Raw genomic sequence first — 23288 nt, forward strand, 5'->3', positions numbered from 1 at the left:
ACCGACGGACGTGGCAAGACCCGCCTTGGCAGACGGAAACTGGCCAGCGGTTTAGCAGGCTTCCTACAAACTGGCAACGGGATATAAAGAGGTCTTTATATGTTTATGTCATCGGAGGGTTAAATCGCGGGTGCGTCAGGCTTCTTCGCCGAACTTGTTGGCGACGAGTTGCTCGAGCGCATCCAGCGCTTCTTTGGCCTGGTTTCCTTCCGCTGAGACTTCGATCGTGCAGCCGGTGCTGGCAGCGAGCATCATCAGGCCCATGATCGACGTGCCGCCGACGGTTGTTCCGTCCTTGGAGACGGTGATCCGCGCATCGAAACTTTCCACCATCTGCACGAACTTGGCAGAGGCACGAGCATGCAGACCACGCTTGTTGATGATCAGGAATTCACGGGGAGAGGGGGATGACATCCGGTCTGGGTTCTCATTTGCCGCTGAGGACGCGGCTTGCGACATTGATATATTTACGACCGGCTTCGGAGGCTTCGACGAGCGCCTTGTCCATGTTGTTGTCGCTGCGCACGCCGGCAAGCTTGATCAGCATCGGCAGGTTCATGCCGGCAATGACTTCAATCCGGCCGCTTTCCATGACGGAAATGGAAAGGTTGGAGGGGGTGCCTCCGAACATGTCCGTCAGGATGATGACACCATGACCTTCATCGGCATTGGTAACGGCATCGACGATATCCTGCCGCCGCTGATCCATGTCGTCCTCTGGACCGATCGATACGGTTTCGATGAATTTCTGAGGTCCGACGACATGCTCGACCGCATGACGAAATTCCTCAGCCAGCTTGCCATGGGTGACAAGCACTAGTCCGATCATGAAAACTGCCCCCTGCTATGGAAACTCGGCGCCATTATCGCATTGCAATAAAGCGGTCCAGCGGTGGGATGCCATCTTGTCCAAGTAGATTCGAAGTTCAAGTCAAAAAATCAGGCTGCCGGATGATGAAAACGGCATCTCGCCGTGAAAATCCGGCGTAAAGGCCGCCAGAACGGCCAGCGGATCAGGTACACCGCGCCATATCCGGACAAGCGGAAGGATACCCACACCGGGGATCTGGAAACGTTCGTTCTCCGGTGGAAGCCTTTCGCTTTCCGGCAGGGATATGACGTCCACCGCCAGATCCAGCGCCGCCGCGGAGACGCTTTCCACATGGGCGATGCCGCTGCCGCGCAGTTCGATAAGGCCGGCGATCGCTTCCGGCCGGGTGGCGAGCAGATGATTGTCGTGGCGCGAGACGAGCACCTGATCGTCGGCGACAAGAGCCGCGAAAGCGCCTTGGCGCCGGGCAGCTGCGATGCAGGAGAAGGCGAGCATGGACTTGCCGCTGCCGGACGGACCGGTAAAGAGCACGCCCCTGGTGCCGATGGCGATCGCGGTCGCATGGATGTTGACCGGCGCCGGGCTCATTGAATTTCGCCGCCCGGCAGCGACAGCGTGAAGCGGGCGCCGGTGATGGCACCTGTCTTGGCGTCGTATAGGTTTTCCGCCTTCAGCGAGCCGCCATGCGCCTCGGCGATCTGCCGGCTGATCGACAGGCCAAGGCCGGAATTCTGGCCGAAACTCTCGCCGTCCGGCCGGTCCGTATAGAACCGTTCGAAGATACGGTCGATATCCTCCGCCTGGATGCCGGGCCCGTTGTCCTCCACGGTCACGACGACACGATCCTTGGAGTGAGACAGCCGGATGGCGACGCGGCCGCCCTTTTCGGGCACGAAGGATCGCGCGTTCTCGATGAGGTTGGTGATGATCTGCCCAAGGCGCAGATCATGGCCGTTGACCAGGAAGGCGGACCTGTTGCCGGCCTTGTTGTCGGTCGTCAGGCTGATTTCCACCGGCTTGCGGCCGGTGCGAATCTGCCGGGAAATATCGACGAGATTGCCGAGCAGGTTTTCCATGTCGACGGGCGTCGAATCCGACCGGGCGAGTTCGGCGTCCAGCCGCGAGGCGTCGGAAATGTCGCTGATCAGGCGATCCAGACGGCGTACGTCGTGGAAAATGACTTCCGTCAGCCGCTGTTTGGACTCCTCGGTTTTGGCGAGCGGCAGCGTCTCGACGGCGCTGCGAAGCGAAGTCAGCGGGTTCTTGAGCTCGTGGCTCACATCCGCCGCGAAACTCTCGATCGCATCGATGCGGTCATAGAGCGCGTTGGTCATCTCGCGAAGCGCGATGGAAAGATTGCCGATTTCGTCCTGGCGATAGGAGAAGTCGGGGATCTCCTCGCGCTGCTTGGCGCCGCGCCGCACTCGGATCGCAGCCGCCGCCAGCCGCCGCAGCGGGTTGGCGATGGTCGAAGACAGCAGCAGCGACAGGAGGATGTTGACGAGCGTCGCGACGCCGAAGACGCGCATGATCGCCAGCCGTTCCGCATGCACGATCTTGTCGATGTCGCCTGCCTGGGTCGATAGCAGAAGCACGCCGAGCACGGCACGGAAACGCTGCACGGGTACGGCGACGGAGACGATCAGCTCGCCGCGCTCCGTGACCCGCACCAGCGCGCCGCGCACGCCGGTCAGCGCGTTCATGACTTCCGGATAGATCGAGCCGTCGCCACCCGGCGCTTCCTTGTAGACCGGCAGGTTGCCCGGCTGCAGCAGGCGGTTGATCAGCCCTGCGAACCAGTCGCTCCAGGTCTGCGATTCGTTTTCCACCGGCGGCAGGTCGAAACGCAGCACCTGGCCGCGCGAATAGAGATGGCGGGAATCGAGCAGCAGGTTGGCGTCGGCATCGAAGATTCGGGCGCGGGTGCGGGTCGGCGAAATGAGGCGTCTGAGGACCGGCGCAACGCGCTCCGGGTCGATCGGGAAATCGAGGTCCTCGTCGTTCGGCACCGGCGTAATGCTCTGGCCGGCCTGCAGTTCGAGGAGTTTCTGGGGATCGATGGTGATCGAGTTGGTATCGACCGAGGCGGAGGCGGAAATCGCGCCGGCGATGATCTCGCCCTGCGTCAGCAGGCTTTCGACGCGAGCATCGATCAGGCCCTCGCGGAACTGGTTGAGGTAGAGAATGCCGGCGACCAGCACCACCGTTGCAGCGATGTTGAAGAACAGGATGCGGCGGGTGAGGCTCGAAAACACCGCATGGCCGAACACTCGCCGAATGAGCGTGAAAGGGCGCGACCAGAACCGCCGCGGCGCACGTCGTGTCCCAGCCTTCTCCATTCGGATCATATTGCTATCAAATGTTTGATCTGCCACTGCAGTCCTTCCACCGGGCCAGCTTAGCGCTGGTCCGGCCGTGGCCTCAAGTTAACCTTTCGCAAGGGTCAAGCGGCCTCACGGAATCGATAACCCACGCCATAAAGGGTTTCGATCATATCGAAGTCGTTGTCGACCATCTTGAACTTCTTGCGCAGCCGCTTGATGTGGCTGTCGATGGTGCGGTCGTCTACATAGACCTGCTCGTCATAGGCGGCATCCATCAGCGCATCGCGGCTTTTGACGACGCCGGGCCGCTGGGCCAGAGAATGCAGGATCAGGAACTCGGTCACGGTCAGCGTCACCGGTTCACCCTTCCAGGTGCAGGTATGGCGCTCCTGGTCCATGACAAGCTGGCCGCGTTCGAGCGTGCGGGCGGCCTGCTGATCGGCTGCCGTCTTGGCCCCGGCACCGCCGGCGGCTTGCGCCTCGCGGCTGCCGGCGCGTCGCAGGATCGCCTTTACCCGCTCCACCAGCAGACGCTGCGAGAACGGCTTGGTGATGAAGTCGTCGGCGCCCATCTTCAGCCCGAACAACTCGTCGATCTCTTCATCCTTGGAGGTGAGGAAGATCACCGGCAGGTCGGATTTCTGCCGCAGGCGGCGCAGCAGTTCCATGCCGTCCATGCGCGGCATCTTGATATCGAAGATCGCCAGCTGCGGAGGGCGGGCGATCAGCCCGTCGAGCGCGGAAGCGCCATCCGTATAGGTTTCGACCTTGTATCCTTCTGCCTCGAGTGCAATCGAAACCGACGTCAGGATATTGCGGTCGTCATCTACGAGCGCGATTGTTTGCATGCTCTCCATCTCCGTCATCTATGCGCATCTCCTGGAATTCACCCCAGCCAGGCGGCATCAGCCGACGCGCTTCTTGAGTATAAAGGTGGAACAAATTGTGGCAAAGATAAAGAGGCCGCTGACGATCGTGCGTTTTGGCAATGAGACTTAAGATAGCGCGGATGCGGATTGAAACGGTTATTAAACCGATTTAAAGAGGAATAAAATTTTTTAAATCGATTAAATAATTGATATTATTAAAGAATTTTCAAGCGGCCTCTTGCCCTTTTAGAAATCTGTCATTAATTTCGCGTCAGTTCCCACGGCAAGCTGAAGGAGTGCGCGCATGGAGGAGTTTGGACTTCACAACCCGTCCAAGGGTTTAGCGGCGATCGGTCTCGGCGGTGTATCGCGTGTTTATTACAATTCGTCCGAGGTTGAACTCTACGAAGAAGCAATCCGCCGCGGTGAAGCCGATCTGACGATCGACGGCGCACTCCGCGCCGTCACCGGCCAGCACACCGGACGCTCCCCGAAGGACAAGTTCATTGTCCGCGATGCCGGCACCGAGAGCCGCGTCTGGTGGGGGGCCGACAACAAGCCCATGAAACCGGAACACTTCGAAGTCCTGAAGAAGGACATGCTCGCCCATGCCGCCGGCAAGACGCTGTTCGTCCAGGATCTGGTCGGCGGCGCCGATGCCGAATATGCCCTTCCGACCCGCGTCGTCAGCGAATTCGCCTGGCACGCCCTCTTCATCCGCAATCTTCTGATCCGCCCGGATCGCGCCACGCTCGAAAGCTTCGAAGAGAAGCTGACGATCATCAACCTGCCAAGCTTCAAGGCGGATCCCGCCCGCCACGGCTGCCGCACGGAGACGGTGATCGCCTGCGATTTCACCAATGGCCTCATCCTTGTCGGCGGCACCTCCTATGCCGGCGAAAACAAGAAGTCGGTCTTCTCCATCCTCAACTACTTCCTGCCGGAAGAAGGCGTCATGCCGATGCACTGCTCGGCCAATGTCGGCCCGAATGGCGATACCGCGCTGTTCTTCGGTCTGTCCGGCACTGGCAAGACTACGCTGTCGGCCGATCCGAAGCGGACGCTGATCGGTGACGACGAGCATGGCTGGGGCAAAAACGGCGTCTTCAATTTCGAAGGCGGCTGCTATGCCAAGGCCATCAATCTTTCGGCCGAAGCCGAGCCGGAAATCTATGCCGCGACCCGCCGTTTCGGCACGGTGATCGAAAACGTCGTGCTCGACGAGAACCGGGTTCCGGATTTCAACGACGATTCGCTGACCGAGAACACCCGTAGCGCCTATCCGCTGCATTTCATTCCGAATGCATCGAAGACCGGCGTGGCGCCGCAGCCGAAGTCGATCATCATGCTGACCGCCGATGCTTTCGGCGTCATGCCGCCGATCGCCAAGCTGACGCCCGAACAGGCGATGTACCACTTCCTCTCCGGCTACACCGCCAAGGTCGCCGGCACGGAAAAGGGTGTCACCGAGCCGGAAGCGACGTTCTCGACCTGCTTCGGTGGGCCGTTCATGCCCCGTCATCCGGCCGAATACGGCAACCTGCTCAAGGAATTGATTGCCCGTCACGGGGTCGATTGCTGGCTCGTCAACACCGGCTGGACCGGCGGCGCATACGGCGTCGGCCGCCGTATGCCGATCAAGGCGACCCGCGCTCTCTTAAGCGCTGCGCTCGACGGCAGCCTCAAGAATGCCGAGTTCCGCATCGACCCGAACTTCGGTTTTGCGGTGCCGGTCGCCGTTGAAGGCGTCGACAATGCGATCCTCGATCCCCGCTCGACCTGGGCGGACGGCGCTGCGTTCGACGCCTATGCCAAGAAGCTCGTCTCGATGTTCATCCAGAATTTCGGGCAGTACGAAGACCACGTCGACAGCAAGGTGAGAAGCGCCGCTCCGGTCATGCTTGCCGCCGCCGAGTAATCTTTGAAGGATTCACGTGAAACCGCCGGCCCGGGATAACACCCTGGACCGGCGGTTTTCTTTTTGCCGGCTTTGTGGGAAAGATGCGGGCCTGCCGCATGTCGCCCGAACGTGGGTGCCGGTTCCGGACAACGGCATGCGCCCAAGAACAAAGACCAGAGACCCATGGCCAGCAATCCCCTTGTCATCAACAACCGCATCACCATCGCCGGATGGGAACTGACGGAACAATTCGTGCTGGCGGGCGGGCCGGGCGGCCAGAACGTCAACAAGGTCTCGACGGCCGTCCAGCTTTTCTACGACATCGTCAACACGCCGTCCCTGCCGGAGCGGGTGAAGGAAAACGCCATCAAGCTCGCCGGAAAACGGGTGTCGAAGGATGGCGTGCTGATGATAGAAGCGAACCGGTTCCGCAGCCAGGAGCGCAACCGGGAAGACGCGCGCGAGCGGCTGAAGGAACTGATCCTCAAGGCGGCCGAACCGCCGCCGCCGCCGCGCAAGAAAACCAAGCCGACCAAGGGTTCGGTGGAGCGTCGGCTGAAGGAAAAATCCGGTCGTTCGGACGTCAAGAAGATGCGTGGCCGGCCAAGCGGCGACTAACGGCGGAGATTGATCTTTGGCGACGCTTGCAAATGGCATCAGGCACCTTCCCGGCTATCTCGATCGATTAGCGCAGGAGCATCTGGTCGAACTGATACGAGACGTCGTAGCCGAGGCGCCGCTCTACACGCCGGAAATGCCCGGCACCGGCAAACCCATGTCGGTGCGCATGACCAATTGCGGCTCGCTCGGTTGGGTAACGGACAAGGACCAAGGATATCGCTACCAGTCCTTCCACCCGGTGACGAAAAAGCCGTGGCCAGCGATGCCGCCGGAATTGCTCGATCTCTGGGAAAAGCTCGGCGACTATTCGAAGCCGCCGGAAGCCTGCCTCATCAACTTCTATTCCGACGACGCCAAGATGGGCCTGCATCAGGACCGGGACGAGAACGATTTGGCCGCCCCTGTTCTCTCCGTCTCGCTCGGCAATAGCTGCCTGTTCCGGGTCGGCGGCCTGAGCCGCAAGGACCCGACCGGCTCTTTCCGGCTGGCGAGTGGAGATGTCGTCGTGCTAGGCGGAGAGGGGCGTCTCGCCTTCCACGGCGTCGATCGCATTTATCCCGGCACGTCGACGCTGTTGAAGAACGGCGGGCGCATCAACCTGACGCTCCGCCGTGTGAATAGCTGACGATTTAATTCAATAGCCGGCGATCGACCGCCTACAGTTTCCGCAGTTCGACCGTTTCCACCAGATGATTACGGCCCTTGCGCAGGATGAGATCCGCCCGTGGCCTGGTCGGCAGAATGTTCTGCCGCAGGTTCTTGAGATTTATGTTTTCCCACAGCCCCTCGGCGACGGCGCGGGCCGCGTCCGCATCGATCGCCGCGTATTTCTTGAAGAACGAGGTCGGATCGCGGAAGGCGGTCTGGCGCAACTTCATGAAGCGCTGGACATACCAATTGTGGATCTGCTCTTCGTCGGCATCGATATAGATCGAGAAGTCGAAGAAGTCCGAAACGATCGGCACGATCTTACCGTCGGCCGGCAGCGCCCGTGATTGGAGGACGTTGATGCCTTCGAAGATGAGGATGTCCGGCCGGTCGACCAGCGAGTACTCGTCCGGCAAAACGTCGTAGGTGAGATGCGAGTAACGCGGCGCCTTGACGTTCGGTTCACCGGCCTTGATCGCCGACAGGAACCGCAGGATGGAGCCGATATCGTAGCTTTCCGGAAACCCCTTGCGCTCCATCAGGTTTTCCCGGCTCAGCACGGCGTTCGGATAAAGGAAGCCGTCGGTGGTGATGAGATCCACTTTCGGGCTCGACGGCCAGCGGGCGAGCAGTTCCTTCAGGATACGTGCGGTGGTCGATTTGCCGACCGCGACCGACCCGGCAATGCCGATGATGAAGGGCGTCTTGGTGATGTCGGAAAGGCTCAGGAAACGGTTTCGCTGCTGGAAGAGGCGTTGCGTCGCCTCCACATGCGTCGACAGCAAGCGCGACAGCGAGAGATAGATGCGCCGGACTTCATCGAGATCGATCGGGTCGTCCAGCGAACGCAACCTCTGCACCTCGTCGGCCGTGAGCGTCAGAGGCGTGTCTGCGCGGAACTTCGCCCATTCCTCCGCACTGAAGCGGTGATAGGGTGAATAATATTCCGCATTCGAGCCGGTTTCGAGCTCAGGCGTCTCGGCGGGCTGGGAAACGATGTTCATGATGTCGGCCGGCTTGCCTTTTCTTGGAGGCCGGACTGGCCGGTCCTTCGCTGGAGTTCGTCGAGCACATCCTGCAACGGCACCGCCGCAATATTCAAGACGACCAAAAGATGATAGAGGAGATCTGCGCTCTCCGCAGTCAGATTTTTGGCGTCCTCTTTGATCGCGGCGATCACCGTTTCGACGGCTTCTTCCCCGAGCTTCTTTGCGGCCTTCTCCTGGCCGGCGGCGACCAGTTTTGCCGTCCAGGATTCTTCCGGCGAGGCCTTGGCCCGCTCGGCGACGATCCGCTCGAGGTCGATCAGGGAAAATTCACTCATAACGTCTCTCCGACCGCTCAATCGAGCCGCATGGCGATGCCGTGCTCTGCCATATAGTGTTTTGCCTGGCCGACCGTATAGGTCCCAAAGTGGAAAATCGATGCGGCCAGGACCGCCGTCGCGTGGCCCTGCTTGATGCCGGCGACCATGTCGTCCAGGTTTCCGACCCCGCCCGACGCGATGACCGGTGCCCTGACGCTGTCGGCGATCATCCGCGTCAGCTCCAGGTCGTAGCCGCTCTTGGTGCCGTCCCGGTCCATGGAGGTGACGAGCAGCTCGCCGGCGCCGCGCTCGACCATCTTGACGGCGAACTCGACGGCATCAATGCCGGTCGCGTTGCGGCCACCATGCGTATAGATCTCCCAGGCGCTCAAATTGTCGCCACCGACGGCTTGGGAACGCCGCCGCTTGGCGTCGATCGACACAACGATGCACTGGTTGCCGAACTTGTCGGCGGCCTCAGCCACGAAGTCCGGATTGTTGACCGCCGCCGAGTTGATCGCGACCTTGTCGGCGCCGGCCAGCAGCAGCTTGCGGATGTCGCCGACGGCACGCACACCGCCGCCGACGGTGAGCGGCATGAAGCAATGGTCGGCGGTACGGGCGACGACGTCGAAAATCGTCTCGCGATTGTCGGAAGAGGCGGTGATGTCGAGGAAGCAGAGCTCGTCGGCACCGGCGGCGTCATAGGCTTTTGCAGCCTCGACCGGATCGCCGGCATCGATCAGGTCGACGAAGTTGACGCCTTTCACGACGCGGCCGTCCTTGACGTCCAGGCAGGGGATGACGCGGGCTTTGAGGGTCATGCGGCACGTCCTTGTCTGGAGCGGATCAGGGCCAGCGCTTCGTGGGGATCGATGCGGCCGTCATAAAGCGCGCGGCCGGAAATGGCGCCTTCGAGCCGGGCCGCATCCGGCTCCAGCATGCGGCTGATATCGTCGAGCGAGGCAAGCCCGCCCGATGCGATCACCGGAATGGAGACGGCATCGGCGAGTTCCAGCGTCGATGCCCAGTTGATGCCCGCCAGAATGCCATCGCGGTCGATGTCGGTATAGATGATCGCCGAAACGCCGGCGCCTTCGAATTTCTTTGCCAGCTCGATGACGCCGAGTTCGGACGCCTCCGCCCAGCCCTCGACCGCGACCTTGCCGCCCTTGGCGTCGATGCCGACGGCGACCTTGCCCGGAAACTGCCTGCAGGCCTCGATGACCAGCGCCGGATCGCGCACCGCGACGGTGCCGAGGATGACGCGGGTCAGCCCGCGGGCCAGCCAGTTTTCAATATGGTCGAGCGTGCGAATGCCGCCGCCGAGCTGCACGGGGTTCTTCGTGGCTTTCAGGATAGCGTCAACGGCAGCGCCGTTGACGCTTGTCCCCGCGAAGGCGCCATTCAGGTCAACCACATGCAGCCACTCGAACCCCTGGTCCTCGAAAGCCCTGGCCTGGGCTGCGGGATCGGGGTTGTAGACGGTGGCCTGGTCCATGTCGCCGAGCTTGAGGCGCACGCACTGGCCGTCCTTCAGGTCGATTGCAGGAAAGAGGATCATTTCTTTTTGGTCCTTGGTGGTTCGCGCGAGCTCAGGGCTTCCAGCGCAGGAAATTGGAGATGAGGGCAAGGCCTAACGCCTGGCTTTTCTCAGGGTGAAACTGGGAACCCGCCACATTGTCGCGGCCGACGAAAGCGGTCATCGAACCGCCGTATTCGGTGGTTGCGATCACGTCGCTGCGGTGCCTGGCCGCCAGATGGTACGAATGCACGAAATAGGCGTGCAGGCCGTCCGGTCCGGTCGGAATTCCGTCGAACAGCGGGTGTGGATGGTGGATATCGAGTGTGTTCCAACCGATCTGCGGGATCTTGAGGCTGGGATCGCTCGGGGTCATCTCGACGACGTCGCCTTCGATCCAACCGAAGCCGTCGGTGGTCGTCTTTTCAAGCCCCCGCGACGACATCAGCTGCATGCCGACGCAGATGCCGAGGAAAGGTCGGCCCTTGTGGTCAACGACGTCCAGGATCGCCTCGCGCATGCCCGGCACGGCATCGAGGCCGGTGCTGCAATCTGCATAGGCGCCGACGCCCGGCAGCACGATCCGGTCAGCGGTGGCCACCGCATCGGCCTTGTCGGTGAGGTCGATCACGGCGTTGATGCCGGCTTCCCGGGCGGCCCTTTCAAAGGCCTTGGTCGCGGAACGGAGGTTGCCGGACCCGTAGTCGATGATTGCGACGCGCATCAGCGTCCTCCATGTTCGAAAAGGCCCATGTGTGGGGCCTGCCATCCGGCGGCGGGCGGCTTTGCCTGCTTTGCCCACTCGGCCGAGACCGGCATTGGTTGTTGTTCCGGCTGCGGCAGGCCGGAGAAATAGATCTCCTCGGCCGTACGCAGATCGTGAGCGGAAATCACCGTTTCCAGTGTCCAGCCGCGACGGATCAGCGCTTCGGAACGATAATGTCGGCCTTCGAGCGCGATGAGCAGGCTGATGGCGACGCCGAACAGCAGCCCGGCGGTCCAGAAGCCCGGAATCTGCATCAGGATGCCGCTGCCGATCTGGGCGAGCAGAATGACGATGCCGGCGATCCACAGCCCATGCCAGAAAAGCCAGATCCAGGGAAACAACAGCGCGAGCCAGGAAAACCCGTCCCGTAGGACGAGGGTCGACTGGAGATCCCTGTCGGGCCCGCTTCGCGGGTCATTGGGCGGTGTCAGAACGAGATAGCTTCTCAAGGATTGTCTCCTCAAGCAGTCAGACCAGCATTCCCTTGGTCGAAGGAACGCGATTGGCCTGCCGCGGGTCGATTTCAATGGCGGCGCGAAGTGTCCGCGCCACGGCTTTGAAGCAGGTCTCGGCGATATGATGGTTGTTGGCGCCGTAATGGTTCAGGACATGCAGCGTGATGCCGGCGTTCTGGGCCAGCGCCTGAAAAAATTCCCGCACCAGTTCCGTATCGAACGTGCCGATCTTCGGCGCGCTGAACGCGACGTTCCAGACCAGGAACGGCCGGCCGGACACGTCGATGGCCGCCTTGGTCATCGTCTCGTCCATGGCAAGGTCGAGCGACGCGTAGCGGGTGATGCCGCGACGGTCGCCGAGCGCCTTGGAGATCGCCTGGCCGATCGCGATACCTGTGTCTTCCACCGTGTGATGGTCGTCGATATGCAGATCGCCAGTGACCTCGATGTCCATGTCGATCAGCGAATGTCGCGAAAGCTGGTCCAGCATATGGTCGAAGAAGCCGACGCCCGTGGAAATCCTGGCCGCGCCGGTGCCGTCGAGATTGACGGACACGGAAACGGAGGTTTCGTTGGTCTTGCGGACGATGTTGCCCACGCGTGCGGTTGTCGTCTCACCCATCTGGGTCTGCTCCATGCGATCGATCTGCGCTCCTTATCAGGCACGACGCCAAATATCCAGCAAAAGCAGGGCCGTGGCGGCGGCATTGCGTGATGAGATTGCATTCGTCCTCGACCGTCTTACATAAATGCCCAACGGGGCGGAAATGCTCTGAAAACCAATGCCCGCAGGACGGGCCAACAGGTGCCTTATGACAACCATTATTACTGTTCGGAAAGGTGGCAAGGTCATCATGGCTGGCGACGGCCAGGTGAGCCTTGGCCAGACCGTGATGAAGGGCAATGCCCGCAAGGTGCGCCGCATTGGCAAGGGAGAAGTAATCGCCGGTTTCGCCGGCGCGACCGCTGATGCCTTCACGCTGCTCGACCGGCTTGAAAAGAAGCTCGAACAATATCCGGGCCAGCTGATGCGCGCTGCCGTCGAGCTCGCCAAGGACTGGCGCACGGACAAGTACCTGCGCAATCTCGAAGCGATGATGCTGGTCGCCGACAAATCGACGACACTTGCGGTTACCGGCAACGGCGATGTGCTGGAACCGGAGCACGGAACGATCGCGATCGGGTCGGGCGGCAACTATGCTTATGCGGCTGCCCGCGCGATGATGGATTCGGACAAGTCGGCCGAAGAGATCGCCCGGAAAGCGCTGGATATCGCTGCCGATATCTGCGTCTACACCAACCATAACCTGGTTATCGAAACGCTGGATGCCGATGGCTGACGGCGCGCCCCGCTACTCGTTTCGTGATGTCACCCGTGAGGATTTTCCTCTGCTGGCGACGTGGCTCGCCGAGCCGCATATCGCGAAATGGTGGGGTAAGATCGACGAGGAACTGGCGAGCATCGAATATTCGATGACGAGCGTCGAGACCCGGCCGATGATCGCGGAACTGGACGGCAAGCCGATCGCCTATCTCCAGTATTATGACCCGCATCTCGAAGAGGATCATCCTTATCAGGATCAGCCGAAGGGCACGCTTGGCATCGACATCTCGATCGGCAATGCTGAGCTTGTCGGCATCGGCCATGGAAGCGCGATCATCCGCCAGCTGACATCTGAACTTTTTGAGAACGGCGCGAAAAGGATCGTCATCGATCCGAATCCGGACAACGCCCAGGCGATCCGCGCCTATGAAAAGGCCGGCTTCCGCTACGTCGACACCAGGACATCCATATACGGTCCGGCCCATTTCATGGCGCTGGACGCAAGCCAAGAAACGGATTTGACATGAGTAACTTTTCACCCCGGGAAATCGTCTCCGAGCTGGATCGGCACATCATCGGCCAGCACGACGCCAAGCGCGCGGTGGCGATCGCGCTGCGCAACCGCTGGCGCCGCCACCAGCTCGACGAGAGCCTGCGCGACGAAGTGATGCCGAAGAACATCCTGATGATCGGCCCGACCGGCGTCGGCAAGACGGAGATTTCGCGCCGCCTGGCGAAACTCGCCGGCGCGCCCTTCATCAAGGTCGAAGCGACCAAATTCACCGAAGTCGGTTATGTCGGCCGCGATGTCGAGCAGATCATCCGCGATCTCGTCGAGATCGGCATAGGCCTCGTGCGCGACAAGATGCGCGCCGACGTGCAGGCCAAGGCCCATATGAGCGCCGAGGAACGGGTGCTCGACGCGCTGGTCGGCGCCACGTCCTCGCCAGCCACCCGCGAAAGTTTCCGCAAGAAGCTGAGGGCCGGCGAGCTCGACGACAAGGAAATCGACATCGAGGTCACTGACACCGGCTCCGGCATGCCCGGCTTCGAGATACCCGGAATGCCGGGCGCCAATATAGGCGTCTTGAACCTGTCGGAAATGTTCGGCAAGGCGATGGGCGGCCGCACCAAGAAGGTCCGTACCACCGTCAAGAAATCCTACGGCGAGCTGATCCGCGACGAATCCGATAAGCTGATCGACAACGAAGTCATCCAGCGCGAGGCCGTCCGCTCGGTCGAGAACGACGGCATCGTCTTCCTCGACGAGATCGACAAGATCGCCGCCCGTGACGGCGGTATGGGCGCCGGCGTGTCCCGCGAAGGCGTGCAGCGCGACCTGCTGCCGCTGGTCGAAGGCACCACGGTGTCGACCAAATACGGACCGGTGAAGACCGATCACATCCTGTTCATCGCTTCGGGCGCCTTCCACGTCTCCAAGCCCTCCGACCTTCTGCCGGAACTTCAGGGTCGCCTGCCGATCCGGGTCGAGCTGAGGCCGCTCACCAAGGAGGACTTCCGCCGCATCCTGACGGAAACCGAGGCGAGCCTTATCCGCCAGTACAAGGCGCTGATGGAAACGGAAGAGCTGACGCTCGATTTTACGCCCGACGCGATCGATGCCCTGGCGGATGTCGCCGTGCACCTCAATTCCTCGGTCGAGAATATCGGCGCCCGCCGGCTGCAGACCGTCATGGAACGAGTGCTTGACGAAATCTCGTTCAACGCACCCGATCAGGGCGGAACCGCGGTGACGATCGATGCGGAATACGTCAAGAAGCATGTTGGCGATCTCGCCGCCGACACCGATCTGTCGCGCTACATTCTCTGAGCGGCAATCGTGGCAGCCGGGCAACGTCCGGCTGCTCATTTGCGGGTGCTGACGGGATTTTGAACGCCCGTGTCTCGACACGGTCCTTGCGCCTCGCGTAAGGGAAGCGCGTTTTCATGGAAAATATCCGGCGCTTGAGTGAGTCGGTCTGGAATGGCTTTAAGCATTCGGTGCCGGAGATCGGCATAGTCGAAGTCCTGGGACACGCAAATCTTGAAACGCATCCTTCTGGCCCTGATCCTTGTCGTCGCGACGTCCGCGGCTTCTTCCGCGCTTGCAGGCGGCCTCACGATGGTTCCCGAAGGAAATCGTCACGCGGAACAGCCGAAGGTCCCGGGCGCCTCGGTACGCCGGACCCGCGCCGGCCGCACCACCTTCGATGACAAATACGAGAAGATCCGTGACCTGCTGGCGTCCGACAAGAAGCTGATCGCCAAGATCAAGTCGACGGCCGTCGATTATGGCATCGATCCGATCCACATGATCGGCGCGATCGTCGGCGAGCACACCTACAATGTCGATGCGTACGACCGGCTGCAGACCTATTATGTCAAGGCGGCCGCCTATGCCGGCAACAGCTTCCGTTTCGGCTACGGCGACGAGACCATCCAGCAGTTCCTCGACCGGCCGGAATTCGGCAAATGCGACGATTTCGCCGATTCCTATAAGCTCTGGACCTGCCGTGAAGGCGTCTGGGAAAAGAGCTTTCGCGGCCGCTCGGTCGGCGGCACCGCCTTTCCGGATAATCGCTTCAGTGCGGTCTTCTTCCAGCCCTTTTATGCCGGCCAGACCTTTGGCCTTGGCCAGGTCAATCCGCTGACGGCGCTGATGCTGTCGGACATGGTGGCCAGGAATTCCGGCTACCCGAAGCTCGACGAGAACAAGGCGGCTGCGGTTTATGACGCGATCATGGACCCGGATAAGTCGCTCGCCTATATGGCGGCCAATATCCGTCGCTCGATCGACGACTACAAGTCGATTGCAGGCATGGATATCTCCCGCAATCCCGGCATCACGGCGACGCTCTACAATACCGGCGGTTCGGCGCAGCGCGCCGCAGCACTTGCCGCCCGCGGTGGCCTGCCGGAGGAGAATTATTACGGCTGGCTGGTCAACGACAAGCTCGCCGAGTTGAAATCTCTCCTCTGACGGCGGATATTCCCTCCATAGGAAACCCCTGAGGAGGGCTCGTCCATGGACATCCGCCCCGAACCCTTCGTTCCGCCCGCACCTCCGCATCGGGATCGGCTGCTGAGCCCGATCGAGGTCATCTGGACTGCGCTCCGCAATCCGCTGGAGCTCTGGGGCAAGGTTTCCTACACGCTGCCCTGGCTCGAGACGAAGTTCTTCAAGGAACGGACGCTGATCGTCAATCATCCAGGCCTCATCCGGCACATTCTGGTGGACAATGTCAGCAATTACGTCATGTCCGAGATCCGCCAGCTCGTGCTTCGCCCGATCTTGCGGGACGGGCTGCTGACAGCGGAAGGCGAGGTCTGGAAACGCAGCCGCAAGGCGATGGCGCCGGTTTTTACGCCAAAGCATTCTCGCGGTTTTGCCGGCCAGATGCTGAACCAGACCGAGGAGTTTTCGGGGAAATATGCCGAGGCCGGCGCCGATGGCGCGGTCCGCGATATTTCCGTCGACATGACGGAACTGACCTATGCCATCCTCGCCGAAACCCTGTTTTCCGGCGAGGTCGCCGGGAACAAGGAGACCGTTGCCGACGACGTCGACCAGCTTCTGCATCGCATGGGCCGCATCGACCCGATGGACATGCTGCGCGCCCCGCCCTGGGTGCCGCGTGTCACCCGCATCGGCGGCAGGCGGATACTCGACAAGTTCCGGCGCGTGGTTGCCGAAACCATGCTTATGCGGCAGGAGCGGATGCGCAAGCACCCGGACGACGTGCCGCAGGATTTCCTGACGCTGCTGCTTCAGCTGGCCGGTCCCGACGGGCTGACGATGGACGAGATCGAGGACAATATCCTTACCTTCATCGGCGCGGGGCACGAGACGACGGCCCGGGCGCTGGCCTGGACGCTCTATTGCGTCGCGGAATCGCCGTCAGTACGGCAGAACATGGAGGAAGAGATCGACCGCGTTCTGGCGTCCGGCGCCGATCCGGTCGAATGGCTGGAGCTGATGCCCTGGGTGCGGGCGGCGTTCGAAGAGGCATTGCGGCTCTATCCGCCGGCGCCGTCGATCAACCGGGAGGCGATCAGCGACGACAGCTGGACGAGCCCGGAAGGCAAGACGATCAGGATCGATGCCGGGGTAACCGTGCTGGTCATGCCCTGGACGCTGCACCGCCACGAGCTTTATTGGGACAAGCCGCGCGCCTTCATGCCCGAGCGTTTCCTGCCCGAGAACCGCGGCAAGCTGAACCGGTTTCAGTATCTGCCTTTCGGCGCAGGCCCCCGCACCTGTATCGGCGCGACCTTCGCCCTTCAGGAGGCAGTGATCGCGCTTGCGGTGCTGATGGGCCGCTATCGTTTCGATGTCACGCCGGAAACCAAGGTCTGGCCGGTCCAGAAGTTGACCACCCAGCCGCGCGACGGTCTGCTCATGCGGGTCAGTCCGCGACATCAGAGGTCTCCGCTGGTGAATTGATCTTTGCCCGCCATGCGCTATTGATCGGTATAGATCCCATGGACCGATCTTCAGGATTTTCGCGTGGCCTTTTCCTTTCCTTCCGGCCCCCTCCTTCTCGGGATTGATACCGGCGGCACCTATACGGATGCGGTGCTGTTCCGCGACGGCGAAGGCGTTATCGCCAAGGCGAAATCGCTGACGACCAGGCATGATCTGGCGGTCGGTATTGCCGGCGCCGTTGATGCGGTGCTGGAAAAAAGCGCAGTCTCCGCTTCGGCTATAGGCTTGGTTTCACTGTCGACGACGCTTGCCACGAACGCGCTGGTCGAAGGGCAGGGTGGTCGTGCCGCCCTGATCATGATCGGCTTTACTGCGGAGGATCTGGCCCGCGGCGGACTTGCGGAGGCGCTGGGAAATGACCCGGTGATCTTCCTGCCCGGAGGCCATGACGTGCACGGCAACGAAACGCCGCTCGACATGGGGGTTCTGGAGGCAGCCATGCCCGCGCTTGGCGGAACGGTGTCTTCCTTTGCCGTCGCAGGTTATTTCGCCGTCCGGAATCCGGCTCATGAAATCCGGGTCAGGGACCGCATTCGCGCGCTTTCGCATCTGCCCGTCACCTGCAGCCACGAGCTTTCGTCGAAACTCGGCGGTCCCCGCCGTGCGTTGACCACGCTTCTGAACGCCCGGCTGGTGTCGATCATCGACCGGCTGGTGGGTTCCTGCGAGGGCTTTCTGACCGCGCGCGGCATCACGGCGCCGATGATGGTGGTGCGCGGCGATGGTGCCCTGATCTCCGCCGCCGAAGCCCGGCTGCGGCCGATCGAGACCATCCTTTCCGGTCCTGCCGCAAGTCTCGTCGGTGCGCATTTCCTGACGGGGCTCGATCAGGCGGTCGTTTCCGATATCGGCGGCACGACCACGGATGTTGCGGTTCTCGATGGCGGGCGACCGAAGCTGGCGGAAGAAGGCGCCGTCGTCGGCGGTCATCGCACCATGGTGGAGGCCGTGGCGCTGCGCACCTACGGGCTCGGCGGCGATTCCGAAGTCCATATCGACGACCGCGGCCTCGAAGCCCGGCTCACGCTCGGCCCGCGCCGACTTCTGCCGCTGAGCCTTGCCGCGATGGCGCATGGCGAGATCATCCTGTCGACGCTGGAAAAGCAGCTGCGGGCCAGCCATGCCGGACGGCACGACGGCCGCTTTGCGGTGCGGACCGGCGTGCCGGATATGATGGCCCAGGGCCTGCAGCCGCCGGAACAGGCGCTTTTTGCCCGCATCGGCGTTGCGCCGGTTTCGCTCAATGATCTTCTGACCATGAACTCGCAAAGGGCGGTTCTCGACCGGCTGGTTGCGAGAGGGCTGGTGCATCTCTGCGGCATCACCCCGTCCGATGCCCTGCACGTGCTCGGCCGCCAGAACCAATGGTGCAGAGAGGCTGCAAGTCTGGGTCTCGAACTTGCCGCCCGGCGCAAGGACGGCGCAGGGCGCGGGATCGCCGCTTCCCCGGAAGACCTGGCCGAAAAGATCGTAAGCCGGCTGACGCGCCAGTCGTCGGAAGCCGTGCTCGCCGCCTGCCTCGCCGAAGATGGCGCCGAAGCCATCGATCCCGCGGTTTCGCTTGCCGTCGACCGAGCGCTGAAACGCATTCCCGGCATCGCCCGGTTCTCCATCTCGCTGGATCGGCCGCTGATCGGGCTCGGGGCTTCCGCACCCGTCTATTATCCGGCGGTCGCGAATATGCTCGGTGCGCAGTCGGTCATACCTGCCGATGCCGATGTCGCGAATGCCATCGGGGCGGTGGTTGGCCAGGTCCGTGCCAGCGTTACAGTTGTTGTCACCTCGCCGGAGGAAGGGCGTTTCATTCTCTCCGGATCAGGCGCGCGGCTCGTCGTCGTCGGTGAAACGGAAGCGCTGACCGCCGCCCGGGAGCATGCAACCGCCGCCGCGCAGACGCAGGCGAATGCGGATGGCGCCAAGGACGCGGTGGTGACCATTTCGGAAGAAATGGATGCGCCGGAAATCGAGGGTTCGCGAAAGCTCATCGAGGCGCGGATTACTGCCGTGGCTATCGGCAGGCCGAGGATAGCTGTTTTCCCGGTGACTTAGCCGGCCGATGTTCCTCGGCGGTCGGAGTGGACCACCTTTAAGCTCTATTCAAAAGCGCGTAAGTTGGCCGGCATTTATTCCAGCCGGGAAAAATTGCAGTGATCACCAATCTCGCCGATCTGGAAATCTTCGTCAAAGTGGCGGCCACTGGAAACATGTCGGCGGCGGCAAAGAGCCTTGGCATTTCCCCGGCAGTGGTCTCCAAGCGCATCAAGCGGCTGGAGGAACAGCTGGGGACGCGCCTGCTGCAGCGGACCACCCGTCAGGTGGGAATGACCGATGCCGGCAAGGGTTTTTACGACAGGATCGCCAATGTCCTGACCGGGATCGAGGATGCCGAGCAGTTCGTCTCGGGCCGGTCGACCGAGATCGCCGGCAATCTGCGCATCTCCGCGCCGACCTCGTTCGGACGCATGCACATTGCGCCTCATCTGCCGGCATTCATGCAGGCGAACCCACATCTGTCGATCGACCTGATGCTGTCGGATGAGTTCACGGATATCATCGCCCAAGGTTTTGATGTGGCGATCCGCATATCCGAGCTGAAGGATTCGAGCCTCGTCGCCCGCAAGCTTGTCCAGGTCCGGCGCATTCTCTGCGCCTCTCCCTCCTACATCGCGCGGCACGGCGCTCCGACAAGCATTGAGGAGCTGGCAAACCATCACTGTCTCACGGCCCATAATGGCGAGCCCTGGAGGCTGGAAGGTCCCAAAGGTCCGCTGGTCTACCGGCCGGCCGGGATGCTGAACACCAATTCCAGCGAAGTTATTCGCGAAGCGGTAATCGCCGGTCTCGGCATTGCGCTAAGATCCACGTGGGATATCGGCAACGCGCTAAAGGACGGGCGGCTGGTAATGGTGATGCCCGGATATGAAGGCTCCAAGAACATTTCGGTCTCGGCGGTCTATCCGAGCCGGCAACATCTCCCGTCCAAGGTCCGCGCCTTCATCGAATATCTTGCCGAACTTTACGGGCCGGTGCCTTATTGGGAACGGCATTCCCTGGATGCGAGCTGGAAATAGCTGCTAACGGTGCAGATTGTTTCCGATAAGGCATAAGTCATTCAATATTTGTGCAATTGCAATTTTGCTCGCTAACAAAGACAGTTGGCGGCATGAAAAATTCGGAGGAACCGATGGCCCGCATCGAAAAAAATGGTCTCGCAATCGATGAAAAGCTCCACGACTTCCTGGTGAAGGAAGCGCTGCCGTCGACGGGTGTCGATGCCGACCGCTTCTTTTCCGAGTTTTCGAAGATCGTCCACGACCTGGCGCCGAAGAATCGCGAGCTTCTCGCCAAACGCGACGCATTTCAGGTCAAGCTCGACGAATGGTATCGCAAGAACGGAGCGCCCAGCGATCTTGCGGTTTACGAAGCCTTCCTGCGCGACATCGGTTACCTTCTATCGGAAGGACCGGATTTCACGGTCTCGACCGACAAGGTCGATCCGGAAATCGCGGGGATCGCTGGTCCGCAGCTCGTCGTCCCGGTCATGAATGCCCGGTATGCGCTGAATGCCGCCAATGCCCGCTGGGGCTCGCTCTACGATGCGCTCTATGGCACCGATGCCATCCCCGAGACCGAGGGAGCCGAAAAGGGCAAGGGTTACAACCCGGTCCGTGGCGCCAAGGTCATTGCCTGGGCGCGTGACTTCCTCGATCAGTCCGTGCCGCTTTCCGGCGCGAGCTGGACCGACGTGACCTCCTTTGTCGTCACCGGCGGCAAGCTCACGGCTGCAGCTCAGGACGGCAAGACCGTCAATCTCGCCGATCCGGCCCAGTTTGCCGGCTATCTCGGTGAGCCGGCCCAGCCGACCCATCTGCTGCTGACGAAGAACGGCCTGCATATCGAAATCCTGATCGATCCCACGACGGCGATCGGCAGGGACGATCCGGCCCGGATTTCGGATGTCTGGCTGGAATCGGCGATCACCGCGATCATGGACTGCGAGGATTCGATTGCCGCGGTCGACGCCGAGGACAAGGTCGTCGTCTACCGCAACTGGCTCGGCCTGATGAACGGCGACCTTCAGGAAGAGGTGGCCAAGGGCGGCAAGTCCTTTATCCGCAAGCTCAACCCCGACACGACGTTCAAGGCGCCTGCCGGCGGTGATGTCACGGTCAAGCGCCGCTCGCTGATGCTGATCCGCAATGTCGGTCACCTGATGACCAATCCGGCGGTTTTGGACAGCGAGGGCAGGGAAGTTCCGGAAGGCATCATGGATGCGATGGTCACGGCACTGATTGCGATCCGCGATATCGGCCCGAACGGACGTCGCCAGAATTCCCGGGCCGGCTCCATGTATGTGGTAAAGCCGAAGATGCACGGGCCGGAAGAGGTCGCTTTCGCCTGCGAGATCTTTGGCCGTGTCGAACAGGCGCTCGGTCTTCCCACCAATTCCATGAAAATGGGCATCATGGACGAGGAGCGCCGCACCACCATCAACCTCAAGGCCTGCATCCGGGAGGCGCGCGAGCGGGTCGTGTTCATCAATACCGGTTTCCTTGATCGTACGGGCGACGAGATACATACTTCGATGGAAGCAGGCCCGATGATCCGCAAGGGCGACATGAAACAGGCCGCCTGGATTGCGGCCTACGAGAACTGGAACGTCGATATAGGCCTCGAATGCGGCCTGTCCGGCCATGCGCAGATCGGCAAGGGGATGTGGGCCATGCCGGACTTGATGGCCGCGATGCTGGAGCAGAAGATCGCCCATCCGAAGGCTGGCGCCAACACCGCCTGGGTTCCGTCGCCGACGGCGGCCACGCTTCACGCCACCCACTATCACAAGGTCGACGTTGCCGCCGTCCAGGCCGGTCTGAAGAGCCGCACCCGTGCAAAGCTGTCCGACATTCTCTCCGTGCCGGTCGCGGTGCGGCCGAACTGGACGCCGGAGGAAATCCAGCGCGAACTCGACAACAATGCGCAGGGCATTCTCGGCTACGTCGTCCGCTGGATCGACCAGGGCGTCGGCTGTTCGAAGGTGCCGGACATCAACAATGTCGGATTGATGGAAGACCGTGCGACGCTGCGCATTTCCGCCCAGCACATGGCGAACTGGCTCTATCACAAGCTCACCAGCGAAGAGCAGATCGTCGAGACGATGAAACGCATGGCGGGGGTCGTCGATGGCCAGAATGCGGGCGATCCGCTCTACACGCCGATGGCCAGGGATTTCGACGGTTCCGTCGCCTTCCAGGCCGCGCTTGAACTCGTGCTCAAGGGTCGCGAGCAGCCGAACGGTTATACAGAGCCGGTCCTGCATCGCCGCCGTCTGGAACTGAAAGCCAAGCTCGCCGGCTGACCGGCGAGCAAAGATCAGGCAAAGAAAAAGGCCGCGGAGAGTTCTCTCGGCGGCCTTTTCGTATTCTCGTCGAATTTCGCGATTACTGGATTACGACGACCTTGGTTTCGCGGCCCGGACGGACGCGGCTGTAAAGGTCGATGACGTCCTGGTTGATCAGGCGGATGCAGCCCGACGAAGCGGCGGTGCCGATGGAGGCCCATTCCGGCGTGCCGTGCAGACGGAAGAGCGTATCCTGGCCCTTTTCGTTGAAGAGGTACATGGCGCGCGCACCGAGTGGGTTGCTGAGGCCGGGGCCCATGCCGTCTTCGACGTATTTGGCAACGTCCGGACGACGGCCGGCCATTTCCTTCGGCGGGTGCCAGGTCGGCCATTCCTGTTTCCAGGCGACGTAAGCCGTCCCGGACCAGGCGAAGCCCTGCTTGCCGACGCCGATGCCGTAGCGCATCGCCTTGCCGTTCGGCAGGATGTAGTAGAGATGGCGCTCACGCGTGTTGACGACGATCGTGCCCGGCTTTTCGCTGGTCTGATAGCTGACGATCTGGCGGACGAACTGCTTGTCCACCTTGTTGATCGGGATCGCCGGAAGCGTATAGCCGGCGTCTCTCACCGAACCGTAGGAGTCGTTGAAGATCTGTTCGGTATAGGAGGCCGTGGCCACCTGGGTGCCGCCGCCGGGAATCGTGGAGGCGCAACCGGCCAAGGCAGCAGTTGCCAACAGGCCGAGTGCGAGCATGCTAGTGCGAAAGCGCATGGAAATCTCTTGGGTAAAACGAATCGATTGAGACGGGCGCATGCCCATCTTTGATCAGGGGTTATTTTAGATTAGATTACGCTTGGCAAGCGCTGCAGCGCATCAAAACAGAGCCGGCGCATGAT

24 protein-coding genes are annotated in these 23288 nt (G+C 61.7%); 11 read left to right on the forward strand and 13 right to left on the reverse strand.

The genetic code is table 11. The features are described from left to right. Positions 1-135 precede the first annotated feature (135 nt). From ACZ9IU_RS22595 to chvI, 5 genes are all read right to left on the reverse strand, one after another. Positions 136-459, reverse strand: coding sequence for an HPr family phosphocarrier protein (locus ACZ9IU_RS22595; RefSeq protein WP_405029368.1), 324 nt, complete (start codon positions 457-459; stop codon positions 136-138). After that, the gene (locus tag ACZ9IU_RS22600; RefSeq protein ID WP_038547428.1) at positions 428-829 is read right to left on the reverse strand and encodes a PTS sugar transporter subunit IIA; all 402 of its coding nucleotides are present in this window, start codon (positions 827-829) and stop codon (positions 428-430) included. The genes ACZ9IU_RS22595 and ACZ9IU_RS22600 overlap by 32 nt, the downstream gene beginning before the upstream one ends. 102 nt (positions 830-931) lie before the next feature. Next, positions 932-1420, reverse strand: a complete 489-nt coding sequence (locus tag ACZ9IU_RS22605; protein ID WP_038547431.1) for an HPr kinase/phosphorylase — start codon at positions 1418-1420, stop codon at positions 932-934. Further along, positions 1417-3180: a sensor histidine kinase gene (locus ACZ9IU_RS22610; protein ID WP_038547435.1), complete on the reverse strand. Its 1764-nt coding sequence runs from the start codon at positions 3178-3180 to the stop codon at positions 1417-1419. The genes ACZ9IU_RS22605 and ACZ9IU_RS22610 overlap by 4 nt, the downstream gene beginning before the upstream one ends. Positions 3181-3275: 95 nt before the next feature. Continuing rightward, positions 3276-4004 carry a two-component system response regulator ChvI gene (gene chvI, locus ACZ9IU_RS22615; RefSeq protein WP_038547438.1) on the reverse strand — a complete coding sequence of 243 codons (729 nt, stop codon included), beginning with the start codon at positions 4002-4004 and terminating at the stop codon, positions 3276-3278. 325 nt (positions 4005-4329) lie between these two features. Here chvI and ACZ9IU_RS22620 point away from each other — a divergent pair, with 325 nt between their 5' ends. From ACZ9IU_RS22620 to ACZ9IU_RS22630, 3 genes are all read left to right on the forward strand, one after another. Continuing rightward, complete coding sequence (locus tag ACZ9IU_RS22620) at positions 4330-5943, forward strand: phosphoenolpyruvate carboxykinase (protein ID WP_038547441.1); 1614 nt, start codon at positions 4330-4332, stop codon at positions 5941-5943. A 165-nt stretch (positions 5944-6108) separates the two neighbouring features. Continuing rightward, positions 6109-6543, forward strand: coding sequence for an alternative ribosome rescue aminoacyl-tRNA hydrolase ArfB (gene arfB / locus ACZ9IU_RS22625; RefSeq protein ID WP_038547443.1), 435 nt, complete (start codon positions 6109-6111; stop codon positions 6541-6543). 16 nt (positions 6544-6559) lie between these two features. Beyond that, positions 6560-7171: an alpha-ketoglutarate-dependent dioxygenase AlkB gene (locus tag ACZ9IU_RS22630; RefSeq protein ID WP_038547446.1), complete on the forward strand. Its 612-nt coding sequence runs from the start codon at positions 6560-6562 to the stop codon at positions 7169-7171. Positions 7172-7202: 31 nt separating this feature from the next. On the opposite strand, the gene coaA is transcribed toward ACZ9IU_RS22630, so the two are convergent. The 7 genes from coaA to hisB are packed head-to-tail and all read right to left on the reverse strand — an operon-like array spanning position 7203 to position 11865. After that, complete coding sequence (gene coaA / locus ACZ9IU_RS22635; RefSeq protein ID WP_038547449.1) at positions 7203-8198, reverse strand: type I pantothenate kinase; 996 nt, start codon at positions 8196-8198, stop codon at positions 7203-7205. After that, positions 8195-8518: a phosphoribosyl-ATP diphosphatase gene (locus tag ACZ9IU_RS22640; RefSeq protein WP_038547452.1), complete on the reverse strand. Its 324-nt coding sequence runs from the start codon at positions 8516-8518 to the stop codon at positions 8195-8197. Before ACZ9IU_RS22640 ends, coaA begins: the two co-directional genes overlap by 4 nt. A gap of 17 nt (positions 8519-8535) precedes the next feature. Then, positions 8536-9324 carry an imidazole glycerol phosphate synthase subunit HisF gene (gene hisF, locus ACZ9IU_RS22645; protein WP_038547455.1) on the reverse strand — a complete coding sequence of 263 codons (789 nt, stop codon included), beginning with the start codon at positions 9322-9324 and terminating at the stop codon, positions 8536-8538. Then, entirely contained in the window at positions 9321-10064 is a 744-nt protein-coding gene (gene hisA, locus ACZ9IU_RS22650; RefSeq protein WP_038547458.1) for a 1-(5-phosphoribosyl)-5-[(5-phosphoribosylamino)methylideneamino]imidazole-4-carboxamide isomerase, read from the reverse strand. Before hisA ends, hisF begins: the two co-directional genes overlap by 4 nt. 31 nt (positions 10065-10095) lie before the next feature. After that, on the reverse strand, positions 10096-10746 hold the full coding sequence (gene hisH / locus ACZ9IU_RS22655; RefSeq protein ID WP_038547461.1) for an imidazole glycerol phosphate synthase subunit HisH: 651 nt from the start codon (positions 10744-10746) through the stop codon (positions 10096-10098). Next, positions 10746-11237: a DUF2628 domain-containing protein gene (locus ACZ9IU_RS22660; protein WP_051899902.1), complete on the reverse strand. Its 492-nt coding sequence runs from the start codon at positions 11235-11237 to the stop codon at positions 10746-10748. Before ACZ9IU_RS22660 ends, hisH begins: the two co-directional genes overlap by 1 nt. Positions 11238-11256: 19 nt before the next feature. Beyond that, positions 11257-11865 carry an imidazoleglycerol-phosphate dehydratase HisB gene (gene hisB, locus ACZ9IU_RS22665; RefSeq protein ID WP_038549868.1) on the reverse strand — a complete coding sequence of 203 codons (609 nt, stop codon included), beginning with the start codon at positions 11863-11865 and terminating at the stop codon, positions 11257-11259. 190 nt (positions 11866-12055) lie between these two features. Here hisB and hslV point away from each other — a divergent pair, with 190 nt between their 5' ends. The 8 genes from hslV (at position 12056) to ACZ9IU_RS22705 (ending at position 22409) form a co-directional block, all read left to right on the forward strand. Further along, positions 12056-12583, forward strand: coding sequence for an ATP-dependent protease subunit HslV (gene hslV, locus ACZ9IU_RS22670; protein ID WP_038547464.1), 528 nt, complete (start codon positions 12056-12058; stop codon positions 12581-12583). Next, positions 12570-13094, forward strand: coding sequence for a GNAT family N-acetyltransferase (locus tag ACZ9IU_RS22675; protein ID WP_038547467.1), 525 nt, complete (start codon positions 12570-12572; stop codon positions 13092-13094). The genes hslV and ACZ9IU_RS22675 overlap by 14 nt, the downstream gene beginning before the upstream one ends. Further along, the gene (gene hslU, locus ACZ9IU_RS22680; RefSeq protein WP_038547472.1) at positions 13091-14398 is read left to right on the forward strand and encodes an ATP-dependent protease ATPase subunit HslU; all 1308 of its coding nucleotides are present in this window, start codon (positions 13091-13093) and stop codon (positions 14396-14398) included. Before ACZ9IU_RS22675 ends, hslU begins: the two co-directional genes overlap by 4 nt. Positions 14399-14611: 213 nt before the next feature. Beyond that, positions 14612-15547 carry a DUF1402 family protein gene (locus ACZ9IU_RS22685; RefSeq protein WP_038547475.1) on the forward strand — a complete coding sequence of 312 codons (936 nt, stop codon included), beginning with the start codon at positions 14612-14614 and terminating at the stop codon, positions 15545-15547. Positions 15548-15592: 45 nt separating this feature from the next. Continuing rightward, positions 15593-17011, forward strand: coding sequence for a cytochrome P450 (locus tag ACZ9IU_RS22690; RefSeq protein ID WP_038547478.1), 1419 nt, complete (start codon positions 15593-15595; stop codon positions 17009-17011). 63 nt (positions 17012-17074) lie between these two features. Beyond that, complete coding sequence (locus tag ACZ9IU_RS22695; protein ID WP_038547481.1) at positions 17075-19102, forward strand: hydantoinase/oxoprolinase N-terminal domain-containing protein; 2028 nt, start codon at positions 17075-17077, stop codon at positions 19100-19102. Between the two features lie 101 nt (positions 19103-19203). Continuing rightward, a complete protein-coding gene (locus ACZ9IU_RS22700) occupies positions 19204-20124 on the forward strand; it encodes a LysR family transcriptional regulator (protein ID WP_038549869.1) in 921 nt (306 codons plus the stop codon). Positions 20125-20237: 113 nt separating this feature from the next. Next, positions 20238-22409 (forward strand): malate synthase G, encoded by a 2172-nt coding sequence (locus tag ACZ9IU_RS22705; RefSeq protein WP_038549870.1) that lies wholly within the window; start codon positions 20238-20240, stop codon positions 22407-22409. An 82-nt stretch (positions 22410-22491) separates the two neighbouring features. On the opposite strand, the gene ACZ9IU_RS22710 is transcribed toward ACZ9IU_RS22705, so the two are convergent. Then, on the reverse strand, positions 22492-23163 hold the full coding sequence (locus tag ACZ9IU_RS22710) for a L,D-transpeptidase (RefSeq protein WP_038547484.1): 672 nt from the start codon (positions 23161-23163) through the stop codon (positions 22492-22494). Between the last annotated feature and the right edge of the window lie 125 nt (positions 23164-23288).

The organism is Mesorhizobium sp. USDA 4132, from assembly GCF_056279545.1.

Bases quoted from the DNA above. Each gene is read 5' to 3' on its own strand.
- ACZ9IU_RS22595 (WP_405029368.1), bottom strand. From the start codon at position 459: ATGTCGCAAGCCGCGTCCTCAGCGGCAAATGAGAACCCAGACCGGATG.
- ACZ9IU_RS22600 (WP_038547428.1), bottom strand. From the start codon at position 829: ATGATCGGACTAGTGCTTGTCACCCATGGCAAGCTGGCTGAGGAATTT.
- ACZ9IU_RS22605 (WP_038547431.1), bottom strand. From the start codon at position 1,420: ATGAGCCCGGCGCCGGTCAACATCCATGCGACCGCGATCGCCATCGGC.
- ACZ9IU_RS22610 (WP_038547435.1), bottom strand. From the start codon at position 3,180: ATGATCCGAATGGAGAAGGCTGGGACACGACGTGCGCCGCGGCGGTTC.
- chvI (WP_038547438.1), bottom strand. From the start codon at position 4,004: ATGCAAACAATCGCGCTCGTAGATGACGACCGCAATATCCTGACGTCG.
- ACZ9IU_RS22620 (WP_038547441.1), top strand. From the start codon at position 4,330: ATGGAGGAGTTTGGACTTCACAACCCGTCCAAGGGTTTAGCGGCGATC.
- arfB (WP_038547443.1), top strand. From the start codon at position 6,109: ATGGCCAGCAATCCCCTTGTCATCAACAACCGCATCACCATCGCCGGA.
- coaA (WP_038547449.1), bottom strand. From the start codon at position 8,198: ATGAACATCGTTTCCCAGCCCGCCGAGACGCCTGAGCTCGAAACCGGC.
- ACZ9IU_RS22640 (WP_038547452.1), bottom strand. From the start codon at position 8,518: ATGAGTGAATTTTCCCTGATCGACCTCGAGCGGATCGTCGCCGAGCGG.
- hisF (WP_038547455.1), bottom strand. From the start codon at position 9,324: ATGACCCTCAAAGCCCGCGTCATCCCCTGCCTGGACGTCAAGGACGGC.
- hisA (WP_038547458.1), bottom strand. From the start codon at position 10,064: ATGATCCTCTTTCCTGCAATCGACCTGAAGGACGGCCAGTGCGTGCGC.
- hisH (WP_038547461.1), bottom strand. From the start codon at position 10,746: ATGCGCGTCGCAATCATCGACTACGGGTCCGGCAACCTCCGTTCCGCG.
- hisB (WP_038549868.1), bottom strand. From the start codon at position 11,865: ATGGGTGAGACGACAACCGCACGCGTGGGCAACATCGTCCGCAAGACC.
- hslV (WP_038547464.1), top strand. From the start codon at position 12,056: ATGACAACCATTATTACTGTTCGGAAAGGTGGCAAGGTCATCATGGCT.
- ACZ9IU_RS22675 (WP_038547467.1), top strand. From the start codon at position 12,570: ATGCCGATGGCTGACGGCGCGCCCCGCTACTCGTTTCGTGATGTCACC.
- hslU (WP_038547472.1), top strand. From the start codon at position 13,091: ATGAGTAACTTTTCACCCCGGGAAATCGTCTCCGAGCTGGATCGGCAC.
- ACZ9IU_RS22690 (WP_038547478.1), top strand. From the start codon at position 15,593: ATGGACATCCGCCCCGAACCCTTCGTTCCGCCCGCACCTCCGCATCGG.
- ACZ9IU_RS22705 (WP_038549870.1), top strand. From the start codon at position 20,238: ATGGCCCGCATCGAAAAAAATGGTCTCGCAATCGATGAAAAGCTCCAC.
- ACZ9IU_RS22710 (WP_038547484.1), bottom strand. From the start codon at position 23,163: ATGCGCTTTCGCACTAGCATGCTCGCACTCGGCCTGTTGGCAACTGCT.